The following is a 20419-nucleotide window of genomic DNA, read 5'->3' as shown; positions in this document are numbered from 1 at the left end:
GTTTTTTTTCGCATATCGGTTATGAGAAATACTTCTTAGGTTGGCCGTTAAATGTTCTTAGCTCTGTTGTTACAAGCCTGAAACGGTTTGACCTCCATTTTTCGTCATTTTTTTGGCGATCGAGAGACCACAAGAAATCAGGGAGATGTCATCCATGCGCGTTTTGACCCCCATCAGCAGCGCGATTCTGTTCGCCATGATCTGTGCCAACGCGCAGGCCATGTCCTTGTCACAAGCCGTGCAGAGCGCCGTGGACTACCACCCGGAGAACAAGGCCGGGATCAATAGCCGGCTGTCCGCCGACGAGGATGTGAAGGTGGCCAGAGGGGGCTACTTTCCCACCGTCGACCTGGTGGCCGGCTACGGACGCGAACGTTCAGACAACACCAACACCCGCGGCTTCAACGCCGACGGCAGCCGCAATCACAACAAGGAAACCCTGAACTACACCCAGTCCGAACTGCGCCTGCGCCAGATGCTGTTCGACGGCTTCAACACCGCCAATGAAGTGGGCCGCACCGAGGCCGTGGTCAATTCACGCGCCTACTACGTGCAGGCCACCTCCGAGACCATCGCCCTGCGCGCCATCGAGGTGTACCTGGAAGTGCTCAAGCGCCGCGAGCTGGTGACCCTGGCCAAGAACAACCTGCAGGCACACCTGCGCGTCAACGACCAGATCGGCTTGCGCAGCGAGCGCGGCGTGGGCAGCAATGCCGACCTCGACCAGTCCACCGCACGCCGGGCGCTGGCCGACAACAACCTGTACACCGCCCAGGTCGACCTGGCCGATGCCGAAGCCAACTTCATCAGCGTGGTCGGGCGTGCCCCCGACGAGCTGGAAACCCCGGTGTCGATCAAGGGCGAGATGCCCGGCGACCTGACCCAGGCGCGCCAGGCCATGCTGCAGAACAACCCCTACCTCAAGTCGGCCCAGGCCGACATCCAGGCCGCCGAGCAACAGTACGAAGTGGCCAAGTCGCCGTTCTACCCGCGCCTGGATGCAGAGCTCGCCACCGGCGCCAACAACAACATCGCCGGTGAACCCGGGCATGCCAACAGCGATTGGCGAGCCGGCGTGGTGATGAGCTACAACCTGTTCAAGGGCGGCAGCGACAAGGCCCGCCTGCAGTCGGATGCGCACAAGATCAACCAGGCCATGGACATCCGCAACAACGCCTTGCGCACCCTCAACGAAAACCTCGCGCTGTCGTGGAACGCCATGACCAACGCGCGCCTGCAAACCCCGACCGCACGCGAATACGCCGACACCACCACCCGTGTGCGCGCCGCCTACCAGGATCAGTTCGGCCTGGGCCAACGCACCCTGCTCGACCTGCTCGACAGCGAGAACGAGCTGTACAACGCCAACCGTCGCTACACCGAAGTGCGCTACACCGAGGAGTTCTCGATGTACCGGGTGCTGGCCAACATGGGCGAGTTGCTGAGCAAACAGAAGATCTCGCTGCCACCGGAGGCCATTGCACGCAGCGAAGTCAGAAGCGACGCCACGCTGCCGGACCTGCGTTGAACACGTTCGACCGCCCGAGGAGCCGCCCATGACCAGCATGCAGCCGGCCGGCACCGCCGACCCGCGCCAGAGCTTCGATGACCCGTTGCTCGACGGGCTGCTGATACTGTGCAAGCTGCACGGCGCTGCGGTCAGTCGCAGCAGCCTGTGTGCCGGCCTGCCGCTGGCCGAACAGCGCATGAGCCTCGACCTGCTGCCGCGCGCAGCGGCCCGGGCCGGCCTGCAGGCACGGGTACTGCGCCGCGAGCTGGGCTCGATCTCGGCGCTCAACCTGCCGGTACTGCTGTTGCTTGCCGATGGCCGCAGCGCCGTGCTGCGGCGCTGGGGGGAGAACGACCAGGCCCTGATACTGCCCAGTGAAGCCGAAGGCGGCGAGCAGTGGGTCAGCCGCCAGGAGCTGGCCGACGTCTACAGCGGTCAGGCCCTGTTCGCACGCCCGCGCCACGAGGTCGAAGACCTGCGCACACCGCTGCTGCCCAGGGTCAACGCCTGGTTCCGTGACACCCTCAAGCAGTCGCGCTGGCTCTACAGCGACGCCTTGCTGGCCAGCCTGCTGATCAACCTGCTGGGCCTGATGGTGCCGCTGTTCGTGATGCAGACCTACGACCGGGTGGTGCCCAACCAGGCCACCTCCACCCTGTGGGTGCTGGTCATCGGCCTGATGCTCGGCACCCTGTTCGAGCTGGTGCTGCGCGTGGTGCGTGCGCACCTGCTGGACCAGGCCGGCAAGAAGACCGACCTGATCCTGTCGGCCACCCTGTTCGAGCGCATCACGGGCATGTCGATGAAGGCCCGCCCGGCCACCATCGGCGGCTTCGCCCAGAGCATCCACGACTTCCAGGGCCTGCGCGAATTCCTCACGGCGGTGACCCTGACCAGCGTCATCGACCTGCCCTTCGTGGTGCTGATGCTGCTGGTGATCGGCCTGCTGGGCGGCTGGCTGGTGGTGATTCCGCTGGTGGCCTTTCCGATCACCATCGCCTTTGCGCTGTTCATCCAGGCACGCCTGCGCGATACCGTGGAAAAAAGCCTGAGCCTGGGCGCGCTGCGCCAGGCGCTGCTGATCGAGACCCTGGGTGGCCTGGAAACCCTCAAGGCCTGCGGGGCCGAAAGCGAGCGCCAGCACCAGTGGGAAAGCACCCACGGCGCACTCACCCGCCTCGACGTACAGGCGCGCAACCTTTCGGCACTGGCCACCAACGGCACCCTGTTCATCCAGCAGCTGTGCGGCATGGCCACCATCGTCGCCGGGGTGTACAGCATCATTGCCGGCAACCTCAGCGTGGGTGCCCTGGTGGCCAGCTACATGCTCGGCAGCCGCGTGCTCGCACCATTGGGCCAGATCGCCGGGCTGATCACCCGCTACCAGCAGGCCCAGCTGACCATGCACAGCACCGACGCGCTGATGGCCCTGCCCCAGGAACGCCCTGCCGGCCAGCAGACCCTGGAGCGCACCCAGTTGCACGGCGCGCTGCAGGTCAGCCAGGTGACCTTCCGCTACAACGGGCAGAACGCCGCAGCGCTGGACAACGTGAGCTTCACGGTCAAGCCGGGCGAGCGCATCGGCATCATCGGTCGCAGCGGCTCGGGCAAGAGCACCCTGGCACGCCTGCTGATGGGCTTCTACGAACCCGAAGAGGGGCAGATCCTGCTCGACAACCTCGACCTGCGCCAGCTCGACATCGCCGACCTGCGCCAGCAGCTCGGCTACGTGGCCCATGACCTGCCGCTGCTAGCCGGCAGCCTGCGCGACAACCTGACCCTGGGCGCACGCTACGTCAGCGATGCGCGCATGCTCGAAGTGGCCGAGATGACCGGCGTGAGCGAACTGGCCCGCCAGCACCCGCAAGGCTTCGAGCGGCCGGTGGGCGAGCGCGGCATGCTGCTCTCCGGCGGCCAGCGCCAGACCGTGCTGCTGGCCCGCGCGATGCTGCTGGAACCGCCGATCCTGATCCTCGACGAACCCACCAGCCATATGGACAACAGCAGCGAAGACCAGCTGCGCCAGCGCCTGCACGGCTGGGTGCAGGGCAAGACCCTGCTGCTGGTCACCCACCGCACCTCGATGCTCAGCCTGGTCGACCGCCTGGTGGTGCTGGACAACGGCAAGGTGGTGGCCGACGGGCCCAAGGACGCGGTCATCGACGCACTGCGCAAGGGCCGTGTCGGCTCTGCACTCTGAGGGGTATCAGCATGTCTGCATTGTCCGGCCTGGGCGATTACATCCGCAGCTTCGGCAAGACTGCCGAACGCGAGTACATGCCGGACCTGGCCGGCGCGACGCTGCAGGACTCGCCCCGCCTGTCGCGCATCACCGTGTGGCTGGCGGCAGGCTTGCTGCTGGTGGCACTGGTGTGGGCCAAATTCGCGGTGCTCGATGAAGTCACCATGGGCGAAGGCAAGGCCATCCCGTCGAGCAAGGTGCAGGTGATCCAGAACCTGGAGGGCGGCATCGTCACCGAGATCTTCGTGCGCGAGGGGCAGATGGTAAACAAGGGCGACACCCTGCTGCGCCTGGACGACACGCGCTTTCTGTCGAACAAGGGCGAAAGCGAAGCCGACCGCTATGCCCTGACCGCGCAGGTCGAGCGCCTGTCCGCCGAGGCCGAGGGTCGCCCCTTCCAGCTTTCGGAGGTGGTACGCAGCAAGGCCCCGCAGGTGGCCGAGGACGAACTGTCGCTGTACCAGTCGCGCCAGCGCCGCCTCACCAGCGAGAAACAGACGCTCAACGAGCAACTGCGGCAGAAAACCCAGGAGCTGGCCGAGTTTCGCTCCAAACTGGAGCAGTACCGCTCGGGCCTGGCATTGCTGCAGCAAGAGCTGAACATGTCCACGCCGCTGGTGGGCACCGGCGCGATTTCGCCGGTGGAGATCCTGCGCCTCAAGCGTAGCGCGGTGGAGGCTCGCGGCTCGCTGAACGCCACCAGCCTGGCGATTCCGCGGGCCGAAGCGGCGGCGGCGGAGATCCGCAGCAAGATCGAGGAATCCGAGGCAGGCTTTCGCTCGGAGGCGGCCAAGGAACTCAACGACAAGCGCACCGAGCTTTCGAAGATCACCGCCACCAGCATCGCCATCGACGACCGCGTCACCCGCACCACCGTGGTGTCGCCGGTGCACGGCATCATCAAGCTGCTCAAGGTCAACACCATTGGCGGTGTGGTGCAGCCGGGCAGCGACCTGCTGGAGATCGTGCCGCTGGAAGACAACCTGCTGATCGAGGCCAAGGTGCGCCCACAGGATGTGGCCTTTCTACACCCCGGGCAGACCGCGATGGTCAAGTTCAGTGCGTACGACTACACGATCTATGGTGGCCTGAAGGCCAAGCTGGAGCTGATCGGCGCCGACACGGTGACGGACGACAAGGGCAACGCGTTTTACCTGATCCAGGTGCGCACCGACAAGAACCACCTGGGCGGGGACAACAAACCGTTGCTGATCATCCCGGGCATGACCGCCACGGTGGACATCATCACCGGGCACAAGAGCGTGCTGGATTACCTGCTCAAGCCGGTGCTCAAGGCACGCACCGAGGCGTTGCGCGAGCGCTAGCGCCCATCAACGCAGGTGGTTGCGCTCGTAGGTCTGTTGCCCCATCGCCGCAATCTGCCCCTCGATCAGGGCATCGAACGGCCGCAGCAGCGCATCGAACAGCGCCGGCGCCTCCAGCACGTTCAACGCCTGCGTCACTGCCTCGATGGTCGACAAGGCGCCCTCCCCGGGTGCCTTGCGCAACCGGTAGCGCGACGGCTGCAACGCCCCCAGCGTGACCCGTGGCAACGTTGCCAGCAAAGGGTTCACATGCAGCAACTTGCGCGCCTTGCGCCAGGTGCCGTCGGGCACCACCAGCAACCACGGTCGCTCATCGCCAGCATAAGCCTGCAGCGCCTGCGCGCCCTCACCCGGGAACAACAGGCCGGTGCGATACCCCGGCTGCGTCAGCCACTGCTCGAGATCCTCGAACACCTCGCCCACCCGCAACTCGGCATTGCGCAGGCCAAGCGCCGCCAGCCTGGCGGTGTTCAAGGCATGGTTCACTTCGCTGGGATGCTGCAGCAGCAGTACACGGGTGCGGCTATCCAGGCGGGGGATCAACGCGCAAAGGCAATGGGTTTGTGGGCGCAGGCAGCGCTCGCAGTGAATTCTGGACATCGGGTTCTCCTGGGGCGCGAAGTGTGCCACAGCAGGCCCGCGAAATACCGCACCGCCCTGGGTCAAACGCGCGGATTCAGCGATTGAAGCGTTCGGCCAGGCTGTACAGGTAGTCGGCCATGCGCTGCAGGTCCTGGCTGATCTCGGCGCCCTGCTTGGCCTGCCCGGCGCTGTGGTCGCACAGCTGGGCGATGCGCGTGATCTGCTGGTTGATGTCTTCGGCCACATGGCTCTGCTGTTCCGACGCCGTGGCCATCTGCTGGCTCATGCCGGTGATGCGGCTGACCGCCTGGCTGATGCCCACCAGCGCGGTCTGCACGGCCTCGACACTGTGCACGCTGTCACGCGAGATCTGCTCGCCGCGGCTGGCACTGCTCACCGCCCGCTCGGCCCCGGCACGCAGGCTGGCGATGATCTGGTGGATTTCCTCGGTCGAGACCCGCGTGCGCTGCGCCAGCGACCGCACCTCGTCGGCCACCACGGCAAAACCGCGGCCCTGCTCGCCGGCCCGCGCCGCCTCGATGGCGGCATTGAGCGCCAGCAGGTTGGTCTGCTCGGCGATCGAGGTGATCACATCCACCACGCTGCCGATGGACTGGGTTTGCCCGGCCAGTTCGTTCACCGCCTGGCCGATCTCGGTCACCGCATCGGCCATGCTGCCCATTGCCTGCAGGCTTCGTTGTGCCAGGTCGCTGCCCTGGCGGGCCAACTGGTCGGCATCGGACGCCGCCGTGGCGGTGTCCTGCACGTTGTGGGTGACCTGCTGGATGGTCGCCGCCATCTGCGCAATGGCGGCCGCCGACTGGTCGGTCTCGCAGCGCTGGCGGTCGAGCATCTGCGCCTGGGCCCCGGACAGGTCGCTCGATTGCGTGGCCCGTGCCTTGACCCCGACGCCGGCGTCCACCAGCCGCGTGAGCGCGGTCTGCAGGCGCGCTTCCTCGCTGATGATCGCCAGGTCCAACTGCCCCTGCAGGCCCCGGTTGTCACTGTAGGTCAGCGCTACCAGCGGGCTGGTGAAGGCCCTGGGGTGCTCGGCCAGGGTACGCCGGATCATCCGGTCGTGATGGGCCTCGATCAGGTACCAGGCACTGAGCAGGCTGGCCATCAACACGCCCAGCGCCGCGTACTGGGGCAGCCACAGGTAGCCGGCGGCCGACAGCAGCGCCGCCCCTACCAGCGGCCAGCCCAGCTCCAGTTGCACCGCTGCACGCGCGGCCCAGGACATGGCGCCCCGGCCCTGGCGCAAGCGTGCATACAACGCCGTGGCTCGACGGATCTGGTCCGGGGTGGGCACCGAGCGCACCGACTCGTAGCCACTGATACGGCCATCCTCGTAGATGGCCGTCACGTAAGCACTGACCCAGTAGAAATCGCCGTTCTTCGCGCGGTTCTTGACCACCCCCATCCAGGGCTTGCCTTGCTTGAGGGTGTCCCACATGTGCCCGAACACCGCGGGCGGCATGTCCGGGTGGCGTACAAGGTTATGGGGCTGGCCCACCAGTTCGTCGTAGGTAAAACCGCTGATGCTGACGAAGGCGTCGTTGCAGTAGGTGATGCGGCTGTTGAGGTCGGTGGTGGATATCAGGCGCTGATCGCTCGGGAAGGTTCTTTCATGCTCAGTGACGGGCAGATTCGTACGCATCTCGGCGATCCCTGCTTGGAAGATGTTGGGAATTTTCAACAAGCAAGAACAGGTTTAGCAGAGCATTTACGGGCTTGTAGGGCTTGTCTGAAGGATTTTTCTTCTATTTGCGCAAAAGATTTTCATGCGCATCCGATCAGGCTGGCGTGAGCTGCGCCTTGAGGCGGTCGCGAAAGGTCTGGATCAAGGGTTCGCGGCTGCGGCCCCGGCGAATGATCAGCGAGAACGGCGCCTGATAGCCGAAGGTCGCCGGCGACAGCACCCGCAGGTCGCCCTTGTCCACCCAGGCCTGGGCATAGTGTTCAGGCAGGTAGCCGATGTAGGCCCCCGACAGTACCAGGATCAGCTGTGCCTCCATGCTCTCGACCGTGGCGGCGCTGTGCTTGAAGCCGTGGCGGGCCAGTTCGGCCTGGCTCCAGTAGCCGCGACCGACCATGCGCTGCTGGGTGATCACCTGTTCGGGAATGCGCCGCTCGGTGAACAGCGAATGCCGGTTGCTGCAGTACAGCCAATGCTGCTCGCGGTACAACGGCTGATACACCAGCCCGCTCATGCGCGTGGAGAAAGCGCCGATGGCCAGGTCCAGGCGGTTGTCCTGCACCCCCAGTTGCAGTTCGTAGGGGCTGGACACCGACAGGTGCAGGTGCACGGCCGGGTGTTCGAGGCTATAGGCACCGATGGCGTCGGCCAGCGGCAATGCGCGATCGCCGACCGTGGAGTCGATCACCCCCAGGTTCAGGGTGCCGCGCAGCTCGCCCTTGAGCGCCGCCGCGTACTGCTCGAAACCGTCCATTTCGGCCAGCAGGCGCAGGGTCTCCTGATGGAACAGTTCGCCCTTGCTGGTGAGGCTGAAGCCGCCGCGCCCACGGTGGCACAGCACGATACCCAGCGCCGACTCCAGCTGGCTCATGTAGGTACTGATGGCGGACGTGGACAGGTTCAGCTCGCGCTGGGCATTGGCGAAGCCCTGGTGGCGTACCACGCTGACGAAGATGCGCAGCAATTTCAGATCAGGCAGGGCCGAGGCCATGGCAAGGGCTCCAACAGGGCAACGAATACGCGCCAGTCTACCCGCTGATCGCCATTAGTTCATGAAAACCTGAAGTAAGTATTTGCCTGTAGCGATTCTCTTGGCGCACTACCTTTTGCAGACTCTGCGCCAATGCACCTGTCCTCGCGCATTGCTGCACCTGTTCGCAGGGTGGCCGGACAGGTTCCAACAACTAGAACAATCCAAACCGTGAGGCCCGACCGTGGACAAGATTCTTCACCAACCACTGGGCGGCAACGAAATGCCGCGTTTCGGCGGCATCGCCACCATGCTGCGTCTTCCCCACCTGCCCAGCGCCGCCGGCCTGGACGCTGCCTTCATCGGCATCCCGCTGGACATCGGCACCTCGCTGCGTTCCGGCACCCGCTTCGGCCCGCGCCAGATCCGTGCCGAATCCGTGATGATCCGCCCGTACAACATGGCCACCGGCGCCGCCCCGTTCGACTCGCTGTCGGTCGCCGACATCGGCGACGTGGCAATCAACACCTTCAACCTGCTGGACGCGGTGCGCATCATCGAAGAGGCCTACGACGAGATCCTCGAGCACGACGTGATCCCCATGACCCTGGGCGGCGACCACACCATCACCCTGCCGATCCTGCGCGCGATCCACAAGAAGCACGGCAAGGTCGGGCTGGTGCACATCGATGCCCATGCCGATGTCAACGATCACATGTTCGGCGAGAAGATCGCCCACGGCACCACCTTCCGTCGCGCCGTCGAAGAAGGCCTGCTGGACTGCGACCGCGTGGTGCAGATCGGCCTGCGCGCCCAGGGCTACACCGCCGAAGACTTCAACTGGAGCCGCAAGCAGGGCTTTCGCGTGGTGCAGGCCGAGGAGTGCTGGCACAAGTCGCTGGAGCCACTGATGGCCGAAGTGCGTGAAAAGGTCGGTGGTGGTCCGGTTTACCTGAGCTTCGACATCGACGGCATCGATCCGGCCTGGGCACCGGGCACCGGCACCCCGGAAATCGGTGGCCTGACCACCATCCAGGCGATGGAGATCATCCGTGGCTGCCAGGGGCTGGACCTGATCGGTTGCGATCTGGTGGAGGTCTCGCCGCCCTACGACACCACCGGCAACACCTCGTTGCTCGGCGCCAACCTGTTGTACGAAATGCTGTGTGTTCTGCCTGGCGTAGCGCATCGCTAACGGCCATCGGCCTGGAGTTTCACCCCCGGATGGAGCCTTTCGGCGGGCCGTACACGCGGCCCGCTTGCGGATGAATGACGCCTGGCGCACGCCACCGGCGATCGATCTCACCATAATAAAGATAATCGGAGACACCCCATGGCCTTGGACATATTCGTTGTACTGATATACGCCGCCGGCATGCTGGTACTGGGCTGGTTCGGCATGCGCCGCGCGAAGACCCACGAAGACTACCTGGTGGCCGGGCGCAACCTGGGCCCAAGCCTGTATATGGGCACCATGGCCGCCACCGTGCTGGGCGGCGCCTCTACCGTCGGCACCGTGAAGCTGGGCTATGTGCACGGCATTTCCGGCTTCTGGCTGTGCGCCGCGCTGGGCCTGGGCATCATTGCCCTGAACCTGTTCCTGGCCAAGCCGCTGCTGCGCCTGCGCATCTTCACCGTGACCCAGGTGCTGGAAAAGCGCTACAACCCCATGGCCCGCCAGGCCAGCGCCGTGATCATGCTGGCCTACGCCCTGATGATCGCCGTGACCTCTACCCTGGCCATCGGCACCGTGCTGCAGGTGCTGTTCGACCTGCCGTTCTGGGGCGCCATCCTGCTCGGTGGTGGCGTGGTGGTGGTCTACTCGACCATTGGCGGCATGTGGTCGCTGACCCTGACCGACATTGTGCAGTTCGTGATCAAGACCGTGGGCCTGATGTTCATCCTGCTGCCGATCTGCCTGTACCGGGTGGGCGGCTGGGACGAACTGGTGGCCAAGCTGCCGGCTGCCAGCTTCAACCTGACCACCATTGGTTGGGACACCATCATCACCTACTTCCTGATCTACTTCTTCGGCATCCTGATCGGCCAGGACATCTGGCAGCGCGTGTTCACTGCCCGTGACGAAAAAGTCGCCCAGCGGGCCGGTACCACGGCCGGTGTGTACTGCGTGATCTACGGCCTGGTGTGTGCCCTGATCGGCATGTGTGCGCATGTGCTGCTGCCTGACCTGGGCAATGCCAACAATGCGTTTGCGGCGATCGTGAAGTCAGCGTTGCCCGACGGCATCCGTGGGCTGGTGATTGCCGCGGCCCTGGCGGCAATGATGTCCACCGCCAGTGCCGGCTTGCTGGCTGCCTCCACGGTGCTGACCGAAGACCTGCTGCCCAAGCTGCGTGGCGGCAAGCAGTCGAGCCTTGGCATCAACCGGTTGTTTACCTTGCTTACGGGTATTGCGGTGCTGGGGATCGCGCTGGTGGTAGTGGATGTGATCAGTGCATTGACCCTGGCGTACAACCTGCTGGTGGGCGGCATGCTGGTGCCGCTGATCGGGGCGATCTACTGGAAGCGTGCAACCACGGCCGGGGCAATCACCAGCATGGGGCTGGGGTTCGTGACGGCGCTGGTGTTCATGTTCAAGGATGGGATGGATGCCAATACGCCGATCTACTACAGCCTGGCGATCGGGTTGGTGAGTTTTGTGGTGGTGAGTTTGATGTCGCGTCGGCCGATGGGCGCGGTGAATCTGGCATAGGACGCCCCGCCCGGGTAGCGGGGCGGAGGGTCATGGACGACCTGTAGGAGCGGGCCTTGCCCCGCGAAGGCAGCAACGCGCCTGGGTCAGCAATAGGCTCTGTAACATCGGAAAGCGCAGGCTTATCCAGCATGGATGCAGCCAGCAAGGGCCCCTTCCGCTCTTACAGCGGCTTACTTTTTTCTTGGAAAAAGTAAGCAAAACCGCTCCCGTCCATCATCCGGCCCTACGCTTCGCTACGGGTCCCCTCATTCCACCCACGCTCCGTGGGGCCACGCCGAACGGGCATCCCTGCCCATCGGCGCTTTACGGGCCATCCATGGCCCTCCACGCCACTACGCGCAGGTTCCATTCGGCCTCCTGGGGGACGGGAAGATCAAGATCAAAAGCCAAAGCCAAAGCTTTTCAGGGATTTTGTGGGAATGGGGACGGCTGAAAAATCGCAAAAGAATACCGACGCATTGCGCAATGCGTCGGTTTCAGCAGCACGCTAGCGCCGAGGTTGGCGTTTGCGTTGCTCCTCATCGGTAGGGATCGGTACAGGCTGCATGGGTGGCGGGACAAGCCCCAATGCCACAGCCAGGTCGTGGAGCCAGTTGAACAGATCGTTTCTCATAACTCCCCCTCACGGGTCATCTGCGCGCGAAGTACGGCGGCGGCGCTACAAACTCATCATAGCCCCATGTGCAGCATCACGCCCGGGTAAAAACTTCTCTATTGATTTCAGTCAGGCACGCAGGGCCACCTCGGCATCATCGCTCACCTGCCCCTTCACCGCTTCCTGCACCGCTATCCAGGCACTCAGGTTGGCCCCGCACATGCCCTTGCGCCACATCAGCCAGGTGGTGGTCTGGTCGAACGGCGACTGCAACGGGTGCACCGTGACCCGTTCACGGCCCGGCAGGCTTTCAAGCATCGAGGTCGCCATCAACGCCACACCCGCCCCGGCGATCACGCAGGCAAGCATGCTGGGATACGATTCGATTTCCATCACCCGCCCCATCGCCGCACGATCATGGGCGTACCAGGCCTCCAGCCGCATGCGGTACGAGCATCCCTGGCGAAACGTGAACACCGCACGCCCAGCCACGTCCCGGGCACTGTGCACCGGCGGGTGGTCGGCCTCGGTGAGCAGCACCAGGGTCTCCTCGCACAAGGGCACCCCGTCGAGCCCGGCCAGGGCCAGCGGTCCATCCACCAGCGCCGCGTCGAGACGCCCGCTGAGCAGCCCTTCGAGCAATTCGCCGCTGGGGGCGGTCTGCACCTGCAGGTTCACCGCCGGGTAAGCTCGGTGATAGCGCGCCAGCAGCTCAGGCAGATGAATGGCCGCTGAACTGTACATGCTGCCCAGCACGAAATTCCCCGCCGGCTCGCCCCCCTGAACCGCCGCAAAGGCTTCGTCATGCAACGCCAGCATGCGTGCGCTGTAGTCCAGCAGCACCTTGCCAGCCGGCGACAGCTGCAGGCGCTGGCGCTCGCGCCGAAACAGCTCCACACCCAGTTGCTCTTCCAGCTGGCGCAGGCGCGTGGACAGGTTGGAGGGCACGCGGTGCAGGCGCTCGGCCGCGCGGGTGATCGACCCCTCTTCGGCGACCGCCTGAAAGATGCGCAGTTGACTCAGCTCCACGGCAATTCTCCAAAGCAGAACAAGTTCCTCATCATTATTCAATTTTTATGAAAGTCAACCCGCAGTAGCCTGACGGTCAACGCTCATCGCACAGGAACCCCACCATGTCCTCGACAATGCGCCTGCTGGCCAGCTTCGTTGCCCTGATGATGGCCATGGGCATCGGCCGATTCGCCCTCACCCCGCAACTGCCGCACCTGATCAGCGAAGGCCAGATCAGCCTGACCGCCGCCGGGCTGGTAGCTGCCGCCAATTACCTGGGCTACCTGCTCGGCGCCCTCGACGCGATGTTCGCGCACCGCCCCGCCCAGGTGCGCAGGCGCCTGCTGGCCGGGTTGTGGCTGTGTGTGCTGGTGACCCTGGCCTCGTTCTGGGCCCACGGGTTCTGGCCGCATATGGCGCTGCGCCTGGGCACCGGCATCGCCAGTGCGTGGGTGGTGGTGACGCTCACCGGCATGACTCAGCACCTGGCCGCTCAAAGCCGGCAACCGCGCCTTGGCGCACTGGTGTTCGCCGGCCCTGGCATGGGTATCCTGCTCACGGGGATGCTGGCACTGGGCGCCAATCTGCAGGGCCTGGGTTCGGCACCGCTGTGGCTGATCTACGCCACCGTGGCGCTGCTGATGCTGCTGGTGATCCAGCCCGCGCTACCACACCCGCAACCAGTGCCCGCGCACAAGGCCACCGCGCAGGGTGCGACACCCGGCATCGGGCGGCTGGGGCTGATCTATGCACTGTACGGGGTGGGATACATCATTCCGGCCACTTTCATGTCACAGATGGCCAGCGCACGTTTTCACGGCCAGTGGCTGGCCGACCTGTTCTGGCCGGCCTTCGGCCTGGCTGCCGCCATGGGTGTGGTGCTGGTCAGCCTGCGCCGCCCGCACCACGGCAGCACGGCGCGCTGGCTGATGGCAACGTTGTGGCTGCAGGCCGCCGGGGTACTGGCCTGCCTGCTGGGCAGCGGCGCCGGCCTGGCGCTGGGTGTACTGCTGTGCGGCACGCCGTTTCTGGCCTGCATGCAGTTGGTGATGCAGCGCTCGCGCGAACTGGCCCCCCACGCCACCCACCGCAATGCCGGCCTGCTGACCACCTGCTTCGCCCTCGGCCAGCTCAGCGGCCCGCTGCTGGCGGCGTTGAGCAATCAGTTCAGCGCCAGCCTGCAACCGGCGCTGGTAGTGGCCGCCAGCGGCCTGATCATCGCCGGGGCCCTGCTGTTGCGCCCGGCTACTGGCCGAGCAGGCGCCGCAGACGCCTGCGTACCCACTGCTCGGCACTGACCAGGGTAATGCCCAGCAACACGCAGACGGCGCCCAGGATGAAGTTCAGGCTCAACGGCTCGCCCAGCAGCAACACGCCGAACGTCACCCCGAACAACGGGGTGATGAACGAGAACACCGCCAGGTTGGACGCCAGGTACCGACGCAGCAGCCAGAACCAGGTCAGGTAGCTGAAGAACGACACCACCACCGCCTGGAACAGCACACTGCTGATCGATGTGGCGGTCAGCGTCACATGGCCGACCTGCCCGGTCAGCACCGCGATCAGCAGCAGGCCGACGAAGCCGACCATCAGTTGGTAGAACAGGGTCAGGGTAGCCGGTGCCTCCGACAGGCGCGAAGCCCGCACCACGACGGTGGTCGCGCCCCAGGCCATGCCGGCCATCACGCCCATCGCATCGCCCAGCAGCATGCGCCCATCGAGGTTGTCCAGCGACAGTCCGCCGGCAAAGGCCACGGCAATACCGGCGAACGCCAGCAGGATGCCGAGCCACTGCAGCGGGCGAAGGCGCTCGCTGGGCAGCATGAAGTGCAGCCCCAGCGCAGTGAACACCGGCGCGGTGTAGAGGAACACCGACATGTGCGCCGCGGACGTCAGTTGCAGCCCTTCGGCTATCAGCAGAAACTCCAGGCCGAACAGCGAACCGGCCAGCAGACCGCCCTTCCAGGTGGTGCCCAGCTGTTCCCAGCCACCCCGCCAGCACATCAGCAACGCGACCATCAGTGCCGAGATGCCCGAGCGCGCGGCGGCCTGCATCACCGGTGCGATGTCCGGCGCGGCCCACTTGATCATGACCTGCTGGATGCCCCAGATCAGGCACAGGCCCAGCATGACTTGCAGAGCGAAGGTGTCGGTATTCTTACGAAGGGCGCTCAAGGGCGACCCCCATTATCGCGGCACGGCATGGCAGGCTCTCGGCAATAGTGGATCCAGCGCCGATTATCAGGGCCTGCTGCCAGCGATTACCAGCCCGATCAGGCGATTTGTGCCTTTGACGCCACTTCGTCGAAGGTCGCCTCATCCAGTGCATCAGCCTGCTCGTTCAACACCTGGCGCGGATGATCATTGCCCGGGATTGCGCTGTCGATAAGGCTGAGCAGGCGCGAGCCTCGTTGGGTAAGGACGAAGTTCTCGCCATTGCCCCCTTCCTCTTCAGGGCGCGTCTCGATAAAGCCGCGCTCGAACAGCAGCTTCTCGTATTCGCAGGCCTTGGTCTTCAGATGATCAAGCTCCGGCACTGCATCGCCTTTGGCAGCCAGGCCGGCAGCATGCTGCTCGGCATACGGGCGCGGGGTAAAGCTGTGGCCGGCGCCGTTCTGCACTTCGTGCAGCAGGCGCTCCATCAGGTCCCAGTCATAGGTAGTGCTCATCGGTCCAACCTCCAGCAAGGGGATGTAAGGGTGTGACAGGCGCGCGCGGCAGCGGTTCGACTGAACTTTCCGGCCGGCACAGCCCTCCACCGAACACCTTCGCCCGTAATGGAACACGAGGTCCGACCATGAAAACGCTGATGAGCATCACCGCTGCCGCTGCCCTTCTATTTGCCGTGCCCACCTGGGCCTGCACGCTGGAAGAGGCCACGCAGAAGCGCGAGGAGCTGGCCAAGGAGGTCAGCAAACTGACGGAGCAGAACCCGCAGAAGGCCAAGGAGATCAATGAAGAATTGCAGGGGATGAAGCTGGGAACCGAGAGCAAGGACCTGCCGGACAAATGCCAGCTGATCGACAAGCGCATGCAGGAACTGAAGGCGGCAGAGAAGAAAGTCTGAATCGAGGATGACGCGTTCGCTGGCAAGACAGCTCCTGTAGGAGCCGGCCTTGCCGGCGAATAGGCCCTGCAACCTTACTCGGCAGCCGGTGCCGGCTTGCGCTTCTTCAGCGGTGCCATGCCGTCCTGGCTCACCAGGGAGGGAGCATTGGGCTTGGGCTTGGCGGTCGGCTTGCGTTTGGCCACCACCTTCTTGTCGGTCTTCTTGTCGGTCTTTTTCTTCTTGACCCCGGCGGCCTTGCCCGACGCCTTGACCTTCTTCGGCCCGGTATAGGTGCCTTTGACTTCCTTGATGGTGCGGCGCTCGAAGCTCTGCTTGAGGTAGCGCTCGATGCTCGACATCAGGTTCCAGTCACCATGGCAGATCAGCGACACTGCCAGGCCTTCGTTGCCGGCGCGCCCGGTACGACCGATACGGTGTACATATTCGTCGCCGCTGCGCGGCATGTCGAAGTTGATCACCAGGTCCAGGCCGTCCACGTCCAGGCCACGGGCCGCGACGTCGGTCGCCACCAGCACCTTGGCGCCGCCCTGCTTGAGGCGCTCGATGGCCAGCTTGCGGTCCTTCTGGTCCTTGTCGCCGTGCAGCACGAATGCCTTGATGTCCTTGGCCACCAGGTGCCCGTAGATACGGTCGGCCATCACCCGGGTATTGGTGAAGATGATTGCCTTCTGGTAGGTCTCGTTGGCCAGCAGCCACTGCACGATCTGTTCTTTGTGCTGGTTGTGGTCGGCGGTGATGATCTGCTGGCGGGTGCCGTCGTTGAGCTGGCTGACGGTGTTGAGCATCAGGTGCTCGGGGTCTTTGAGTACCTTGCCGATCATGTCGCGCAGGCCGGCACCGCCAGTGGTAGCCGAGAACAGCAGGGTCTGCTCGCGGTTCGCGCACTCGTTGCACAGACGCTCGACGTCTTCGGAAAAGCCCATGTCGAGCATGCGGTCGGCTTCGTCCAGCACCACCGCCTGCACATGTTCAAGGTGCAGGTTGCCGGCATTGAGGTGCTCGAGCATGCGCCCCGGGGTGCCGACCAGGATGTCCGGCACCTTGCGCAGCATGGCGGCCTGTTCCTTGAAGTCTTCACCACCGGTGATCATGCCGGCCTTGATGTAGGTGAACTGGGCGAAACGCTCGATTTCCTTGAGGGTCTGCTGGGCCAGCTCGCGGGTCGGCAGCAGCACCAGGGCACGGATCTCGACACGGCTCTGCTTCAGGTCCACCAGGCGGTTGAGCACGGGCAGCATGAAGGCGGCGGTCTTGCCGCTACCGGTTTTCGCCGTCACCCGCAGGTCACGCCCTTGCAGCGCCAGGGGGATGGCCGCCGCCTGCACAGGCGTGGGCTCGACAAAGTTCAGTGCGGCCACGGCTTTGAGCAGGCGTTCGTGCAGGGCGAATTGGGAAAACACGGGTGTACCTCGGGCAAGTGCAGAAATTCAGCCATATAGGGTAACGTTTTCCGGCGCTCACGCCGAATTTCTTTTGGCATTGTCACGACTTTCCGCGTTCTAATTGCACTTCCACTCTTTTTGCGGACACCTTTACTAAGGCATGGATATTCAATTGTTCTGGCAAAACGCCCTGGATCTGTGGGGCACCCTCGATCAGCACCCGCTGCTGCACGCCGGCCTGGGCCTGGCGGTACTGCTGCTGGCCGCCCTGGTACTGGGGCGTGTGGCACGCTTCATGATCCTGCACGCCGTCCGGCTGCTGAGCCGCCAGCCGGCCCTGCACTGGCTCAACGACCTTCTGCACAACAAGGTATTCCAGCGCCTGGCGCAGATGGTGCCCTCGCTGGTGGTGCAGTTCGGCCTCAAGCTGGTGCCGGAGCTCAGTGCCACCAGCCAGCATTTTCTGGGCAACGTGGCGCTGGCGTTCACCATCCTGTTCCTGGTGCTGGCCATCAGTGCACTGCTCGATGCCCTGCTCGATATCTATGCCCGCACCGAACATGCGCGTACCCGTTCGATCAAGGGCTATGTGCAACTGGCCAAGATGGTGCTGTTCGTGTTCGGCGCGATCATCATCGTCGCCACCCTGATCGACCGCTCGCCGTTGTTGCTGCTGTCGGGCCTGGGTGCGATGTCGGCGGTGATCCTGCTGGTGTACAAGGACACCCTGCTGTCGTTCGTGGCCAGCGTGCAACTGACCAGCAACGACATGCTGCGCGTCGGCGACTGGATCGAGATGCCCCAGGTGGGCGCCGACGGCGACGTGGTGGACATCACCCTGCACACGGTCAAGGTGCAGAACTTCGACAAGACCATTGTCTCGATCCCCACCTGGCGCTTGATGTCCGAATCGTTCAAGAACTGGCGTGGCATGCAGCAGGCCGGCGGTCGGCGCATCAAGCGCAGCCTGTTCATCGATGCTGGCGGCGTGCGCTTTCTGACCGATGAAGAAGAGCAACGCCTGGGCAAGGTGCGCCTGCTCACCGACTACATGACCCGCAAGCGCAGCGAACTGCAGGCCTGGAACGAAGCCCAGGGCCCTGTGGCAGCGCTGTCGGCCAACCGCCGGCGCATGACCAACATCGGCACCTTCCGCGCCTATGCCCTGGCGTACCTGAAAAGCCACCCGGACATCCAGCCGAACATGACCTGCATGGTGCGTCAGATGCAGACCACCGCCCAGGGCGTGCCCCTGGAAATCTACTGCTTCACCCGCACCACCGCCTGGGCCGATTATGAACGTATCCAGGGCGATATCTTCGACTACCTGCTGGCCGTGATGCCCGAGTTCGGTCTGGGCCTGTACCAGCAACCCAGCGGCAGCGACCTGCGCGCCGGGCTGCTACCGGCCGGTGCCGTTCGCGAGCAGCGGGCGTTGAGCACCGAGTCGGCTGAGCCATAGCGAGGCCAGTATCACCGCACCACCGATGAACAGCCGGCCCAGCGGCTCGTGCTGGTTCCAGATCAGCAGGTTGAGCATCAGCCCGACCGGCACATGCAGGTTGTTCATCACCGCCAGGGTGCCGCCTGAAACCAGGCAGGCGCCCTTGTTCCACCAGTACAGCCCCAGCGCCGTCGGGCACAATCCCAGAAACAGCAGCACCAGCCACTGCACGTCGGTGCTGGGCAGATGCTGCGCGTTGCCGAACAGCAGGAAGGCCGGCAGCACCACCAGCAGGGCGCCCAGGTAGAAGTAGCCGAAGCGTCGGTAGTGCGGCAGGTCACTGGGGTAACGGGCAACCAGGTGCTTGTACAGCACCTGACCGGCGGCATAGGTGAAGTTGGCCAGTTGCAGCAGCACAAAGCCCATGAAGAAGTCCGGGCTGATGCGGTCGAAGCGAATCACCGCTGCGCCCCCCACCGCCACCAGTGCGGCCACCAGTGCCCACGGGTTGAAGCGCCGGTTCAGGGCATCCTCGATCAGGGTCACGTGCAAGGGTGTAAGAATGGTGAACAGCAGCACTTCGGGCACGCTCAGCACACGAAAGCTCAAATACAGGCACACATAGGTGATGCCGAACTGCAACGCGCCGATCAGCAGCATGGCCCGCATGAAGCGCGGCTCGACCTTGCGCCAGCGGGTCAACGGCAAAAACACCAGGCCGGCCAGCAGTACCCGCGCCAGCACCGCGAAGTAGCTGTCGACATGCCCGGCCAGGTATTCGCCGATCAGGCTGAAGGAAAACGCCTGGATCAGCGCGACGATCAATAAGTAGCCCATGTATGCCCCCTGATATGCAGGCGGCGACCTTAGCGGTTGACCAACGGGCCGGCAACCGCTTTTGAAAGGCCTGCACTCAAGGTGCCAGCAGGCTCAACGGGTCTGATCGGCCGTGATGAACTGGAAGCGTGCGGGGGTGGCGCCAGAGGGCAAGGTCACCGCGATGATCGGCACCAGGATGCCCGTCTGGCTGAAGAAGTCCCGCTGATCCGCCTGCGCCCCCGCCCTTCCGCTCGCGCTCCCGCCAATATAGAAGAAGGCTTCCATCGGCAATTGCCGACCGATGTTCTGCGGCCACAGGGCCATGCGCACTTCGTTCTGGATGCCACCAAGGTTGGCGCCGGGCAGGTTTCTGGCACGCAGGCTCTGATAGAACGCGATGGCGCCTTCTTTGTTGAGTTCATCGCGAACATTGAAGCCGCACTGGCGTGCATTGATCCGGTTGGCGTTGTAATGCGCCAGCCATTGTTCGGCTGTACCGATGCCCTGCGCCCTGCACTCGCGACTCACCGTGGGATAACCGACATTCTGCCCGCACCCCTGCGATTCTCGCCTGTTGGAATCGGCGTCCACAGGAAACGAGCACAACACACGCGGCTTGTATTGATTGTTGGCGTACAAGATAGGCACGAAGATGAAGCCGTTAGTGTACCCATAGGCCAACCGACTGAACGCAGAGTCGGCACGCAGGTAGGAGAACGACACGCCCGAGGCGGTAGGGTTCGGGTTCCACGAATGAAACGCCGGGCTGTTCTGCGTAGCGCGCATGAGGATGCCGCTGCACAGAAAGGCCGGCGCGCTGGAGGCGTCACAGTTCTGCCGGGTGTCGCGGTAACGTTCCTGCAGGTGGCGTGCAACCGTGGCTCCGGAAACAGCCGCCGTACCTGCACGGGACTGCAATGCAGCGGCCTGGACCGTTGGCGGCACCGAGCTTGCCTGCGCAAACTCGTCACTGGCAGGCTGCACCGGCGCCCGGCTGGCGCAGGCTGTCATCAGGCTGATCAACAGCAACAGTGTGAACGTGTTCAACATGGTG

General features: G+C 64.4%; 17 protein-coding genes and 2 pseudogenes. 8 read left to right on the top strand and 11 right to left on the bottom strand.

Annotated elements, in window-relative coordinates; all coding sequences use genetic code 11:
* The first annotated feature begins 154 nt into the window (after positions 1-154).
* The 3 genes from B4I46_RS14340 to B4I46_RS14330 are packed head-to-tail and all read left to right on the top strand — an operon-like array spanning position 155 to position 5077.
* A complete protein-coding gene (locus B4I46_RS14340) occupies positions 155-1528 on the top strand; it encodes a TolC family outer membrane protein (protein ID WP_043864130.1) in 1374 nt (457 codons plus the stop codon).
* Positions 1529-1556: 28 nt separating this feature from the next.
* Complete coding sequence (locus B4I46_RS14335; RefSeq protein ID WP_253087452.1) at positions 1557-3710, top strand: type I secretion system permease/ATPase; 2154 nt, start codon at positions 1557-1559, stop codon at positions 3708-3710.
* An 11-nt stretch (positions 3711-3721) separates the two neighbouring features.
* Positions 3722-5077, top strand: a complete 1356-nt coding sequence (locus B4I46_RS14330; RefSeq protein WP_043864132.1) for an HlyD family type I secretion periplasmic adaptor subunit — start codon at positions 3722-3724, stop codon at positions 5075-5077.
* Between the two features lie 6 nt (positions 5078-5083).
* Here B4I46_RS14330 and B4I46_RS14325 read toward each other — a convergent pair whose 3' ends face one another.
* The 4 genes and pseudogenes from B4I46_RS14325 to B4I46_RS14315 all read right to left on the bottom strand — a co-directional run bounded on the left by B4I46_RS14325 (position 5084) and on the right by B4I46_RS14315 (position 8349).
* Entirely contained in the window at positions 5084-5677 is a 594-nt protein-coding gene (locus tag B4I46_RS14325; protein ID WP_058541545.1) for a tRNA-uridine aminocarboxypropyltransferase, read from the bottom strand.
* A 76-nt stretch (positions 5678-5753) separates the two neighbouring features.
* Positions 5754-6251 (bottom strand): annotated as a pseudogene (locus B4I46_RS25660) (methyl-accepting chemotaxis protein); the annotation flags it as partial.
* 786 nt (positions 6252-7037) lie between these two features.
* Positions 7038-7319 (bottom strand): annotated as a pseudogene (locus B4I46_RS25655) (PAS domain-containing protein); the annotation flags it as partial.
* 136 nt (positions 7320-7455) lie between these two features.
* Positions 7456-8349 carry a LysR family transcriptional regulator gene (locus B4I46_RS14315; RefSeq protein WP_043864135.1) on the bottom strand — a complete coding sequence of 298 codons (894 nt, stop codon included), beginning with the start codon at positions 8347-8349 and terminating at the stop codon, positions 7456-7458.
* A gap of 223 nt (positions 8350-8572) precedes the next feature.
* Between B4I46_RS14315 and speB the strand changes: the two genes are divergently transcribed.
* Both speB and B4I46_RS14305 read left to right on the top strand, forming a co-directional pair.
* The gene (gene speB / locus B4I46_RS14310; protein WP_043864136.1) at positions 8573-9523 is read left to right on the top strand and encodes an agmatinase; all 951 of its coding nucleotides are present in this window, start codon (positions 8573-8575) and stop codon (positions 9521-9523) included.
* Between the two features lie 138 nt (positions 9524-9661).
* Positions 9662-11041 (top strand): sodium:solute symporter, encoded by a 1380-nt coding sequence (locus B4I46_RS14305; RefSeq protein WP_054914933.1) that lies wholly within the window; start codon positions 9662-9664, stop codon positions 11039-11041.
* Positions 11042-11531: 490 nt separating this feature from the next.
* On the opposite strand, the gene B4I46_RS14300 is transcribed toward B4I46_RS14305, so the two are convergent.
* On the bottom strand, positions 11532-11657 hold the full coding sequence (locus B4I46_RS14300; protein WP_286900691.1) for a PA1414 family protein: 126 nt from the start codon (positions 11655-11657) through the stop codon (positions 11532-11534).
* Positions 11658-11768: 111 nt separating this feature from the next.
* Positions 11769-12668 (bottom strand): putrescine utilization regulator PtrR, encoded by a 900-nt coding sequence (ptrR, locus tag B4I46_RS14295; RefSeq protein WP_088514513.1) that lies wholly within the window; start codon positions 12666-12668, stop codon positions 11769-11771.
* A 104-nt stretch (positions 12669-12772) separates the two neighbouring features.
* On the opposite strand from ptrR, the gene B4I46_RS14290 reads away from it, so the two are divergent.
* The gene (locus B4I46_RS14290) at positions 12773-13948 is read left to right on the top strand and encodes an MFS transporter (protein ID WP_286900690.1); all 1176 of its coding nucleotides are present in this window, start codon (positions 12773-12775) and stop codon (positions 13946-13948) included.
* Here the strand turns inward: B4I46_RS14290 and B4I46_RS14285 are convergent.
* Both B4I46_RS14285 and B4I46_RS14280 read right to left on the bottom strand, forming a co-directional pair.
* Positions 13896-14780, bottom strand: a complete 885-nt coding sequence (locus B4I46_RS14285) for a DMT family transporter (protein WP_370409175.1) — start codon at positions 14778-14780, stop codon at positions 13896-13898. The genes B4I46_RS14290 and B4I46_RS14285 overlap by 53 nt on opposite strands.
* Before the next feature lie 143 nt (positions 14781-14923).
* Positions 14924-15319: a hypothetical protein gene (locus B4I46_RS14280; RefSeq protein ID WP_043864142.1), complete on the bottom strand. Its 396-nt coding sequence runs from the start codon at positions 15317-15319 to the stop codon at positions 14924-14926.
* Between the two features lie 128 nt (positions 15320-15447).
* On the opposite strand from B4I46_RS14280, the gene B4I46_RS14275 reads away from it, so the two are divergent.
* Positions 15448-15717: a hypothetical protein gene (locus B4I46_RS14275; protein WP_043864143.1), complete on the top strand. Its 270-nt coding sequence runs from the start codon at positions 15448-15450 to the stop codon at positions 15715-15717.
* Between the two features lie 74 nt (positions 15718-15791).
* Here B4I46_RS14275 and B4I46_RS14270 read toward each other — a convergent pair whose 3' ends face one another.
* Entirely contained in the window at positions 15792-17120 is a 1329-nt protein-coding gene (locus tag B4I46_RS14270; RefSeq protein ID WP_043864144.1) for a DEAD/DEAH box helicase, read from the bottom strand.
* Positions 17121-17262: 142 nt separating this feature from the next.
* On the opposite strand from B4I46_RS14270, the gene B4I46_RS14265 reads away from it, so the two are divergent.
* A complete protein-coding gene (locus B4I46_RS14265) occupies positions 17263-18564 on the top strand; it encodes a mechanosensitive ion channel family protein (protein WP_043864145.1) in 1302 nt (433 codons plus the stop codon).
* Here B4I46_RS14265 and B4I46_RS14260 read toward each other — a convergent pair.
* Positions 18505-19383: a carboxylate/amino acid/amine transporter gene (locus B4I46_RS14260; RefSeq protein ID WP_104572196.1), complete on the bottom strand. Its 879-nt coding sequence runs from the start codon at positions 19381-19383 to the stop codon at positions 18505-18507. The two genes, B4I46_RS14265 and B4I46_RS14260, sit on opposite strands and share 60 nt — an antisense overlap.
* Before the next feature lie 93 nt (positions 19384-19476).
* Positions 19477-20415: a hypothetical protein gene (locus B4I46_RS14255; RefSeq protein WP_244988698.1), complete on the bottom strand. Its 939-nt coding sequence runs from the start codon at positions 20413-20415 to the stop codon at positions 19477-19479.
* Between the last annotated feature and the right edge of the window lie 4 nt (positions 20416-20419).

Source organism: Pseudomonas sp. UBA7500 (genome assembly GCF_002478435.1).
Taxonomy (GTDB): Bacteria; Pseudomonadota; Gammaproteobacteria; order Pseudomonadales; family Pseudomonadaceae; genus Aquipseudomonas; species Aquipseudomonas palmensis.
This window is presented reverse-complemented; position numbering and strand designations above follow the sequence as displayed.